Annotated in this window: 8 protein-coding genes; all 8 read left to right on the top strand. The window is 36.1% G+C overall.

The genetic code is table 11. From position 1 onward, the window contains the following. The coding region (locus tag HMPREF0381_RS13735; protein WP_008752618.1) for a substrate-binding domain-containing protein at nucleotides 1-1,166 on the top strand (1,166 nt) is incomplete at its 5' end. A gap of 46 nt (nucleotides 1,167-1,212) precedes the next feature. Then, nucleotides 1,213-2,718 (top strand): sugar ABC transporter ATP-binding protein, encoded by a 1,506-nt coding sequence (locus HMPREF0381_RS13730; protein WP_008752617.1) that lies wholly within the window; start codon nucleotides 1,213-1,215, stop codon nucleotides 2,716-2,718. Next, on the top strand, nucleotides 2,699-3,658 hold the full coding sequence (locus tag HMPREF0381_RS13725) for an ABC transporter permease (RefSeq protein WP_008752616.1): 960 nt from the start codon (nucleotides 2,699-2,701) through the stop codon (nucleotides 3,656-3,658). Before HMPREF0381_RS13730 ends, HMPREF0381_RS13725 begins: the two co-directional genes overlap by 20 nt. An 18-nt stretch (nucleotides 3,659-3,676) precedes the next feature. After that, nucleotides 3,677-4,852 (top strand): Gfo/Idh/MocA family protein, encoded by a 1,176-nt coding sequence (locus tag HMPREF0381_RS13720; protein WP_008752615.1) that lies wholly within the window; start codon nucleotides 3,677-3,679, stop codon nucleotides 4,850-4,852. Further along, nucleotides 4,849-5,763, top strand: coding sequence for a sugar phosphate isomerase/epimerase family protein (locus tag HMPREF0381_RS13715; RefSeq protein ID WP_008752614.1), 915 nt, complete (start codon nucleotides 4,849-4,851; stop codon nucleotides 5,761-5,763). The genes HMPREF0381_RS13720 and HMPREF0381_RS13715 overlap by 4 nt, the downstream gene beginning before the upstream one ends. A 222-nt stretch (nucleotides 5,764-5,985) precedes the next feature. Continuing rightward, the gene (locus tag HMPREF0381_RS13710; protein ID WP_050784251.1) at nucleotides 5,986-8,043 is read left to right on the top strand and encodes a LacI family DNA-binding transcriptional regulator; all 2,058 of its coding nucleotides are present in this window, start codon (nucleotides 5,986-5,988) and stop codon (nucleotides 8,041-8,043) included. Between the two features lie 361 nt (nucleotides 8,044-8,404). Beyond that, nucleotides 8,405-9,388 carry a hypothetical protein gene (locus HMPREF0381_RS13705; RefSeq protein ID WP_008752612.1) on the top strand — a complete coding sequence of 328 codons (984 nt, stop codon included), beginning with the start codon at nucleotides 8,405-8,407 and terminating at the stop codon, nucleotides 9,386-9,388. Further along, nucleotides 9,378-11,348 (top strand): RecQ family ATP-dependent DNA helicase, encoded by a 1,971-nt coding sequence (locus tag HMPREF0381_RS13700; RefSeq protein WP_242824440.1) that lies wholly within the window; start codon nucleotides 9,378-9,380, stop codon nucleotides 11,346-11,348. Before HMPREF0381_RS13705 ends, HMPREF0381_RS13700 begins: the two co-directional genes overlap by 11 nt. Nucleotides 11,349-11,353 lie beyond the last annotated feature (5 nt).

Genomic DNA, 11,353 nt, shown 5'->3' with positions numbered 1-11,353 from the left:
CTGGATTAAAGGCACTTACCGTGATAGCAGCTGTAGCAATAATGTTAAATGTAACCGGTTGTACGAATACTGAAGACAGCGGTATAAAAGAAACAGGGCAGTCTGTATCGGAGCAGACAAAAGAAGGAAGTTCCGCAGAAAATGTTCAAAAGTCAAGTGAAGAAGAACAAATATTGACAAAGGGACCACATGGAGAGCAGGGAGTTAATGCAGATACAATCACTTTGAGTGATGAGCAGAAGAATGCTATAAAGGAAAGAAAATTTAAGGTTGCGCTTTGTATGCATTATGGCGGAAATGATTGGGCAACAGCACAGATAAATGCTATTAAGAGTACCTGTGCAGATTTGGATATGGAAGTTGTAGCGGTAACAGATGCTAATTTTTCAGCTGAAAAGCAGGTGGCGGACATAGAAACTGTAATGGCACTAAAGCCTGATGCTATAATTTCCATACCTACAGATATTACAGCTACAGCGGACGCTTACAAGCGAGCAATAGACTCAGGAATTAAAGTAGTATTTATGGATAATGCTATGACAGATATGGAAGGTGGAAAAGATTATGTATCCTGCGTATCTGCCGACAGTTATGGAAACGGAGTCGTTGCGGCAAGATTGCTTGGAGAAAAGCTGAATGGTAAAGGAAAAGTCGGAATGGTATACTATGATGCGGATTTTTTTGTTACCAATCAGAGAGATGCAGGTTTTAGAGATACTTTAAAGAAAGAATTTCCGAATATTGAGATAGTTGCAGAACAGGGATTTACAGATGAGAACGGCTGTAATGAACAGGCTGATGCTATATTAACTCAGTTTCCTGATGTTGACGGAATTTATGCTTCATGGGATATACCTATGGAAGGTATTCTTTCATCTGTGAGAGCTGCCGGAAAAGAAGGAAAAATTGCTTTGGTGGCAATTGATCTTGGAAATAATATAGCACTTGAAATTGCTAAAGGCACAGTAGTGGGCGTAGGTGCACAGATGCCTTATGATCAGGGTGTTGCGGAGACTAAACTGGCAGCATTGGCATTGATAGGCGAAAGCACACCGTCATATGTTGTCTGCCCTGCTATGAAGGTAGACAAAGAAAATGTACTTGATGCGTATAAAGCTGTTTACCATGTAGATGCTCCTGACTGGCTCACAGAAGCAGATAAATAAGTACAAAAGTTATAATAATTACCTGATTTAATTTTAAGGGGTTAGAATGGAACACACAGTATTAAAGATGGAAGGTATCTGCAAATCATTTGGAGATGCTAAAGTACTTAAGAATGTGCAATTTGAATTAAAACATGGAGAAGTTCATGCACTTGCAGGAGGCAACGGTGCAGGGAAATCCACATTGATGAAGATAATGACAGGTGTATATACGCATGATGAGGGAAAGATTTTCATTGATGGGAAAGAGACTGTAATTGAAAAACCGCTGGATGCTAAAGAACAGGGCATTGCAATGATTTTCCAGGAACTTTCACTTGTACAAACTATGACAGTTGCAGAGAATATTTTTCTCGGTACGGAGATTGTCAAGAACGGTATCAGAGATGTAAAAAAAATGAATGAAAAGGCAAGCAGGGTTTTGGAACGTCTCGGAATTGAAATTTCACCGTCAACTATTGTGTCTGAATTAAGTGTAGGAATGAGTCAGATGGTTGAGATTGCAAAAGCTGTTTCAAAAGATGCCAAGATTCTTGTTTTTGATGAACCTACAGCCGCACTTTCAGATTCGGAAACAAAACGTTTGTTTGAAATAATACGGCAACTGAAAAATGAAGGGGTTTCAATGGTCTATATATCCCATCGAATGAATGAGATTTTAAGTATTTGTGACAGGATTACAATTCTTAAAGATGGGGAACATGTAACTACTCAGGATATAAAGGACATGACATTAGATAAAATAGTGTCTTATATGATGGGAGGGACTTCAGGAAAAGGTCATAAGTTTGAATGGGTTGAAAGAAAACATGATGAAAATGCAAAGGATGTACTTACAGTAGATCATTTGAAAATAAATGAAAAAATAAATGATATTTCATTTTCGTTAAAACATGGAGAAATCGTAGGTTTTGCCGGTTTGATGGGAAGCGGTAGAACAGAGATTCTTGAAAGCTTATTTGGATTGAGAAAGAAAGAAGGCGGAACAGTAACACTGGAAGGCAGGGAAGTCCATATAAAAAATCCTACAGAGGCTATAAAAAACGGATTCGCTTTTATTCCGGAAGACAGGAGGAAAGAGGGACTTGTATTGATGCATTCAATAAAAGATAATGCGGTTCTTCCTATTCTGGATAGATTGAGTATTAAAGGTATATTTAATGATGATAAGAAGGAATGTGCTCTTGTTGAAGAAAATATTAAAAAATTTGGAGTTAAAGCGGAGCATATCGATCAGGAGATAGGTCTTTTGTCCGGTGGAAACCAGCAAAAAATAGTAATAGCCAAGTGGATGAATACAAGCCCTAAAGTGATTATGCTTGATGAACCTACTGCCGGAGTGGATATAAGTGCAAAAGGAGAAATACTTGAAATAGTACGAAGTTTTGCGGATCAAGGTTGTGGAGTAATCTTCGTATCTTCCGAGCTTGCCGAGATGATGGCAATATGTGATCGAATAATTATACTCTATGACGGTCGAATTACAGGAACGATAAGCAGAAAAGATATTGAATTGGAGGAGGAATTACAGAATGCAATCCAAAGGGCCTAAGAAGCTTGAGCTGAGCAAATTTACCGTATATATTGTGCTTGGGATAGTATTTATATTTTTCTCAATCGCACTAAACGGTAAAGGCTTTATAGCTTCGGGAAATTTGCTGAATATATTGAGACAGACTGCAATGGTGTCTGTAATGGCGGTTGCCGGAGTATTTGTTCTTGGAGCGGGACAAATAGATTTGACAGTAGGCTCCACAGCTGCAATGAGTGCAATGTTTTCTGCACTGGTATTACAATCTACAAATAATATCTTACTTACTGTTATAGTATCTATGTTGTTTGGAATATTTGTAGGATGTATAAACGGTTTGCTTGTAACAAAACTCAAACTGCCGTCATTTTTGGCTACACTGGGTATGATGCAGGCGATTCGTGGAATGGCCATGTGGATAACAAATACGGCTGCTGTACCGATTAAAAATCAATTTTTTAATACAGTGTTTGGAACAGGGTATATTGGCGGTGCATCGGTTTTAATTTTGTGGACGGCTATTTTCTATATCATAGGATTTGTATTGTTTAATAAAACAAGATTTGGTCGTCATGCACTCGCAACCGGAGGAAATGAACTTGCAGCAAAATATTCAGGTCTGAAAACCGAGAAAATCAAAATGACAATTTTTATGATGTCGGGAGCGTTTGCAGCATTTGCCGGAATAATGTATGCCGGAAGAATGCAATCAGGTAGATATTCCTTTGGAGACGGCGATGAAATGTCGGTGATTGCATCTGTAGTACTTGGAGGTGCTGCGATGTCCGGAGGAACAGGGTCTATGATAGGAGCATTGGCAGGTTCACTTTTAATGGGAATGATTAATAATGCATTGATTTTAGCAGGTCTTTCATCTGCTCAGCAAAAAATTGTAAACGGAGCAATTATTATTTTTGCAGTTGCTTTAAGTAATATTGTTCAAAATAAAAAAAGAAAATAATTTTAGGAGGTAAAAGTCATGAAGAAAATGAAAATTGGGGTTGTAGGAGCAGGATTTATGGGAAAAGCACACTGTGTTGCACTTTCCAATATGCCGAAGTTATTTACTGATGCACCTTATGTACCGGTATTTAAGACCGTATGTGATGTAGTGCCTGAGATTGCAGAGGATTTTAAGGAGCGCTTCTCTTTTGAAAAAGCTTGTACCGACTATATGGAAGTTATAAATGATCCGGAAATTGATATAGTATGTGTATGCACTCCAAATGATTCTCATGCAGAAATTTCAATAGCTGCACTTAAGGCGGGAAAGCATGTCATTTGTGAAAAACCGATTGCAACAAAAACAGAAGATGCAAAGGCTATGGCAAAAGCTGCAGAGGAGGCTGCAAAGAAGGGAATTGTATCTATGTGCGGATATCAGTACAGAAGAGTTCCTGCAATTGATGAAGCGAAAAAAATTATTGAAAGTGGGAGACTGGGAGAAATCACAAATGTGCGTGCTCAGTACCTGCAAAGCTGGTCTGCCGATCCGAGATCTCCGCTGTCATGGCGTTTCGTAAAAGAAACTGCAGGTGCAGGTACACTTGGTGATATATTCACTCATGCGCTTGATATTGCACAGTATCTTGCAGGTAATGTAACTGATGTAGTATCAATGGTGAAAACATACATTAAGGAACGCCCTGTACAGGAAGGCGGAGTGGATCTTTTGGGAACAGTAAAGCTTGGTGATGATGCAAAGAAGCAGGTTGTAGATGTTGATGACGAGGTATCGGTACTTTGTAAATATGACAGCGGTGCAATCGGGAGTATAGAAGCAACCAGAATGGCTTGGGGACGTAATAACTACCTTACTGTTGAAGTTCATGGAACTAAAGGCTCGCTCACATGGAATTATGAGCGCTTAAATGAGCTTGAGGTGTGCTATGGTATGGAAGATAATGACGGAGAGAGGGGATTTAGAAAAATATATACAGGTCCTGCAAACCCACATGGAGATGTAACATGGAATATACCGGGAATGAATATCGGCTATGGCGAACTGAAAGCAATTGAAGCATATGAGTTTGCAAAGGCGGTTGTGGGAGGATATCAGCCTTCTACAAGTTTTACAGCAGGATATCAACTTGACAGGGTATGTGATGCAATTCTTGAATCGGATGAAAAGAAAGCCTGGGTAAAAGTGAAATGAAGATAGGTTTTGTAAGTGCTATACTTGATAAAAGTAATTTCGAGGAAATGATTGATATAGCAGCTGATTTGGGATATCAATGTGTTGAGGTAGCCTGCTGGCCAAAAGGAAAAGCGGAGAGAAGATATGCAGGTGTAAGCCATATTGACGTAGAAAATACCGATGATTCTTATATATCACATATACATAATGTTTGCAAAGATAAGGGAGTGGCAATTTCTTCTCTTGCATACTATCCCAATCCTTTAGATGCGGATTTGGAGAAAAGAACCGCAGCTATTGAGCATTTAAAGAAGGTGATACAGTTTAGCGGCAAACTTGGTGTCAATATGGTCACAACTTTTATAGGAAGGGATCAGAGTAAGACGGTTGAAGAAAACTTACAACTTGTAAAAGAAGTATGGCCATCTATTATTAAGCTTGCAAAACAATGTGGAGTAAAAGTGGCAATTGAAAACTGTCCGATGTTATTTGGAGCCGATCAGTGGCCGGGAGGACAGAATTTAATGACAACACCCGATATCTGGAAAAAGGTTTTTGAGATTCTTGACAGTGATAACCTTGGTATCAACTACGACCCTTCTCATTTTGTGTGGCAAATGATAGACTATATAAAACCTATTTATGAATTTAAGGATAAAATTTTCCACGTTCATTTTAAGGATATAAAACTCTATCGTGATAAATTAAATCAAGTCGGCATAATGGCATATCCTCTGGAATATATGTCACCTAAGATACCGGGATATGGAGATGTCGATTGGGGTAAATATGTATCTGCTTTAACCGATATCGGTTACGACGGTTATACCTGTATAGAAATAGAAGATAAATATTTTGAAGGTTCAAAAGAAAAGGTCATTGATTCATTGAAACTTTCAAAGCGATATATGACAAATTTTGTAATCTGAACTTAATGATTTGGATTATTAACTAAAATAGTAAGGCGCTGATTCACCATGTTTCGGCGCCTTTTTTTGCAGATAGGTTAGCCGGGCGGATTTTTGTAGATATCTGTTTTTTTAAATGTTATAATTAACTGAGATTAAATTCTGTACCGATTGAGTAATCAAACTTATGTGGATGTAGGGAAACCGCATCAGGATAGATATTATTTTGAAATAGGAGAAAAAATGGCATCCATAAAAGATATAGCCAAAATGGCAGGAGTATCTACTGCAACAGTTTCACATGTAATAAATAAAACAAGATATGTAAGTCCGGAGCTTGTGGAAAAGGTGGAGCAGGCAATAAAGAATGCGGATTCTCCACCGAAATTTGTTGTCAGGAAACAAAAGAAAATTCGTGAAAGTATATATCAATCTCAAAAGAAAGCATTGCTATATATTTGTCAGTATGAAGATGACAATTATGCCGGTGGTGTGTGGAATAAACTTAAGCCGTTAATGGAAAATAAGGGCTACAATATGATTCGATGCAATTGCAATAATGAATTTGAAATGGGTCTTGTTGATAAGTTATTGCGTGATAATAAAGAAATTATAGGTGCTTTTGTTTCTGTTAAAACTGATGAATTATATATTCAAAAGATAATCCGCTCGCTTAATATCCCCTGTGTAATAATTGGAAATGAAGTGGATGATTCTGCGTTTGACAGAGTATCAACTGATGTATATAAAGCTGCATATGATTGTACTATGCATTTTATCAGAAGCGGTCATGAAAAGATAGCGATTCTTATGGGTGATTTATTGAAAAGTTATAATAAGGATTTTATGAAAGGATATGAGAAAGCTCTTGAAGACAGTGGAATTAAATTTAAAAATCAATATGTGTTGCATAAAGATGGACATGATAAAAAGATATCAGACATGCTGTCAGGGCTTTTAGACGGGAAAGATGCTCCAAGTGCACTTTTAATTGCGAATTCTGATCATATTTACAGTTTATATAAATATATGATGAGAAGAAATATAAAATGTCCGAAAGATTTATCAATTATGTGTGTCGGAAATGAAAGCAGTGCAGCATATCTTAATCCTGCTCTTTCCATGGCAGAGAATGACTTTGAACGTATTGCAGAAAAAGCGAATGAACTTATGACAAATAAAATAAAAGAATTATCAGAAAATGATAAGATTGAAGCCATTCTTAAAAAAACTTCAAAAATACTGATATCTGCAAAAATGACTATCAGAGATTCAATTATCGGTACGGCAAGAGGACCGTTTGGAGAAAAAGGTGCAGATATTCATATGCTGTCTTTAACAGAAAAGGAAATGGATATTTGCAGGATGAAGAGGTATACCGCAGTTATTGTTTATCATTATATCGGAGCTTCATTTATGAAACTGCATGAGCAGGGAGTTAGAGATGTTTTTGACAGACTTGGTATTACTGTAATTGCCGTAATGGGATGTCAGATGGATTTTTTCATGCAAAAAAAACAAATACAAAGTCTTTTAATGTTGGAACCTGATATAATGATTGCCTTTCCGGTAAACCATACGTTGACACAGGATGTATTTAAGGATGTGATAAGAACAAAAACAAAGTTGGTGTTTATGGGACATGTTCCTAACGGCTTTGAGGGAAGAGGATATGTGTCATGTATTAATGTTAATGAACGCAGTAACGGTAGAAATATAGGTAGAGGACTGGGAGACTATCTGCTCTTAAATCATAAGAAGAATATAGGAATAATTCGATATGGGCATCAATTCTACACCACCAATCAGAGAGATTTGGCTGTAGAACAAATTATCAGAGAAGAATACCCTGAATTAAGAATTTGTGCAACAGAAGTGTTTTCAAAAAAAGATGAATATGAAAAAACAAAAGAACTTTTGCTGTGGCATCCGGAAATTGACGGAATATATGTTTCATGGGAAGGTCCAGCGATAAAAGTTGTGGAGGCACTTCATGATATAGACAGAGAAGATATTGCCGTAGCAACATCCGATCTTGATTTTTCAGTTGCACTTGATATGGCTAAAGGCGGATGTATCAAGATATTAAGTGCACAACAGCCTTTTGAAGAAGGTCAGGCGGCCGCTCTATGTGCGGCAAATGCTCTTCTTGGTAAAACAGTGCCTTCTTTTATTGCTGTCGAGCCTGTATTTGTAACAGCAGAAAATTTGATCAAATCATGGAATACAATATACAAAAGCAAAGCACCTAAAGAGATAGTGGAAGCCTTGCAAAAGAATGAGCAGTTTATGAGTGAATGATAGTGTAGTCCGACTATAACTAAGGCTCCAATGAGAGCTTTGAGAAGCTGTTTGTTATAACAAGAACTCTGTAGTGTAGCCATGAACTAAACAGACCTCAGAAGGTAATTAAAAGCTAATACCATAAAAGCAAATGACAAAATATAATAAATAATTTAGGTTATGAAAAATTTATATATTTTTAAGACAGCTCTTAAGCTCCGAGGAGGAAGGTAGGGATGTAATTGATCTGACTTGTTGCTTTTGTAAAATATTAAAATTTATAAAAATTTTTAATAATATGTGATATAATTCTTATTAGCATTAATTATAAAAATTTAAATAAGTTAAAAAATATAAGAAGTATAAGGGAGAATAAATTATGTATGTAGACTTTGATGGAAGCGTGGAAGACATTTGTTATGAAGAAAATCATGTACAAACAGTTGTAGGAGAAATCAGAAAAAATTTCAATAAATATTTCAAAGGTTTTATAGAAACATTGGCAAATGAACGAGCCGGTGATAGTGAGGTTGCAGTGCTTAAGAAAAATTGGGGTGTACCCACAGATGTAAAAACATCTGCCGAAAATATGACTTCGAATTATAAAGAGATTATTGTTGCTGCAATTGAAAAGTTTGAAAGGGATAGGGAAGATTATATAAAAATTTTTGATATTGATTTACTTGAAGAATACAAAGAGGAAGATGCAGATACATTTAAGTCAAAAGTACTGCGAAATGAGTGTCCGATTATTAGAAAGACTTTAGCAAATAGAAAGGCAAAGGAGCTGGATAGATATAGAGCTGAGTTTAGTAAGGCCGATCCGGATTGGCTTTTAGAGGTGGTTTATAATTTGTGCCGGTTTGGTGATGAGTATTCCGGTTGCTGTGATTCGGATACATACGAAAATGCAACAGATTATGAAGAGCTCGGTATGGGGCTGTTGGATACAGATGACTATACTGCATATGGGGTTATTGGAGGAGGGATTAAGACACATATGTTATATAAGATATATCCTGCTTTATTTTCAAACAGAAGCAGAAGTGCAGTTTGGGCGTTGTGGTATCTTACAAAGAAAAAGACATTTGAATGTGATACCGACTCGGAGTTTTTAATGATTGACACAAAGAAGAATGTTACACAGCAGAATTACTTTTATCCATATGAGCTGTTCCACTTCTATGCATTTGAAATTTACAAATTATTGAGAGATAAAGCCTCTGATATGAATGTGTATATTGATCTGGATTATAGATATGTGATTGTTGATGCATTTTTAGAATATGTTGCAGATGTGCATGATAAAGAAATATCGTTTTTGAAATCACAAATTAGAGATGGAGGTATTGGTGTTGATTAATATTGATAAAGATTTCAAAAATTTTTTTCCTAAATTAGATTTTCAACTAAGGGATTTCCAGAAAAAAGCGATTCAGTATGTGGTTGAAGTTGGGAATACTTTATGCTTAATGCCAACAGGAGGCGGAAAATCAATTATTTACTGGATGGCAGGTATTGAGTGTGGAGGCACTACAATTATAGTATCACCTCTTATAGCACTGATAGAGGAACAAGCTCAAAAGATAAAAGAACATGGATATGAGGTACTTGTACTTCATGGAAGGATAAAAGTCAACAAGCAAGTAAGTGTCTTAACAGATTATGCAATGGGCAAGATTACTCCGGATTTTATTTTTGTAAGCCCGGAAAAGATTGCAACGGATGGGTATTTTGAGTTTTGTTTAGACAAAAGACAAGACTCAATAAAGCTGATGGTAATTGATGAAGTACATTGTGTAAGCCAGTGGGGATTGAGCTTCAGACCGTTTTATAAGAGAATTCCGGAGTTTTTGGACAATTTATTTGGAAGAGAGAAATGGTGTAAAGTACTTGGACTTACTGCTACAATAAATCCGATGGAATTAAAAGATATATGTTTGACATTTAGAATTGATTCAAAGAATATTTTAAAAGATAACATTCTTATGAGGAGTGAAATTCAGCTTCATGTAAAGAAATTTGGAAATGAAAATGAAAAAGAAGAATATTTTTGGAATTTAGTGGAACGCCATAAGGATGAGAAGATATTAGTTTATATTTATCGGAAAAAAGGTGAGCGTGGAGTTGAAGGTCTGGCACAGAAAGCAAAGAATTACGGATATAAAGCAGCATTATTCCATGGCGATATGACTGCAAAGGATAGGATGAATATAATTGATGAGTTTAAATCAAATCGAATTAATATGGTCTTTTCTACAAATGCATTTGGAATGGGAATAGATATTCCGGACATTAGAGTAGTAATCCATTTTATGATTCCGGAATCTGCTGAGCAGTATTATCAAGAAGTCGGTAGGGCTGCAAGAGATGGAAATGGAGCCAATGCGTATCTTCTTTATTCAAATAAGAATATTGAAGTGAAGAGGAATTACTTTATTGACGACTCATTTCCTTCAGAAGATAAGCTGAGGGAAGTATATAAAAATGTCGGGAAAAAAGCGGGATTTAAGGCTTTTCAATACTTTGATAACGAAGATATTAAGGATTGTCTTCCATATTATATAGGTTGTGGATTGATTGAGATTGTAGCAAAAGGATTTTCCGGTATTTCTGAAGCGTATGAAATAAAGGATTCGGAAATAGAGACACTATATAAAAGTACAAGGACAAAGGGATTTGTTAAGACATGCAGCCGGAATAACATTACACCCAAAGATTTTGCCGATAAAATATATTCAGGGGTGCTTACAGGTAAGGTGAAATTTAATAAGCCTTTGGAGCGCTGGCTAATACTTAAAATAAATGATTCGGAAATATTTGATAAACAAATGAAACAGATGCTTGTAGACATTAATACCAAAAGGCAGTATAAGCATGAACTTTTGGATTATTTTGTTTATCTTATAGAAAATAACAATGAGAGCAATTCACTTCATCAAGAGATTGCAAGATATTTAGGAATGGATAAGCATCAGCTAAATAGAATTTATAAAACGGCTGATGGAAATCAAGTAAGGAGTAAGTCGGAGGTTATTATTTGTGACCTTTTGTATGCTGCAAATGTGAATTATAAGTATGAAGAATTATTAGAATATGAAGAGGGAGAACAAATCAGCCCGGACTTTACAATATACATGAGAGATGGTTCAAAGAAATTTTGGGAACATATAGGTATGCTTGGGAATGAGGATTATGATAAAAATTGGAGTAGGAAGTTGAAAATTTATAATAAATATTTTCCAGAGCAATTGATTAAGACTTATGAAAGCGGAGCATTGGCAAAGGATGCAAAGAATATTATAGAAGGGTTTGCCAAATGAGGGAG

Origin of the sequence: Lachnoanaerobaculum saburreum DSM 3986 (genome assembly GCF_000185385.1) — a bacterium.
Lineage (GTDB): Bacteria > Bacillota > Clostridia > Lachnospirales > Lachnospiraceae > Lachnoanaerobaculum > Lachnoanaerobaculum saburreum.
Note: the sequence above shows the minus strand (reverse complement) of the source record. Positions and strands in the feature narration are given on the sequence as shown.

Coding starts and splice junctions, on each gene's coding strand:
- HMPREF0381_RS13715 (WP_008752614.1), top strand. CDS start 4,849: ATGAAGATAGGTTTTGTAAGTGCTATACTTGATAAAAGTAATTTCGAG.
- HMPREF0381_RS13710 (WP_050784251.1), top strand. CDS start 5,986: ATGGCATCCATAAAAGATATAGCCAAAATGGCAGGAGTATCTACTGCA.
- HMPREF0381_RS13725 (WP_008752616.1), top strand. CDS start 2,699: ATGCAATCCAAAGGGCCTAAGAAGCTTGAGCTGAGCAAATTTACCGTA.
- HMPREF0381_RS13705 (WP_008752612.1), top strand. CDS start 8,405: ATGTATGTAGACTTTGATGGAAGCGTGGAAGACATTTGTTATGAAGAA.
- HMPREF0381_RS13730 (WP_008752617.1), top strand. CDS start 1,213: ATGGAACACACAGTATTAAAGATGGAAGGTATCTGCAAATCATTTGGA.
- HMPREF0381_RS13720 (WP_008752615.1), top strand. CDS start 3,677: ATGAAGAAAATGAAAATTGGGGTTGTAGGAGCAGGATTTATGGGAAAA.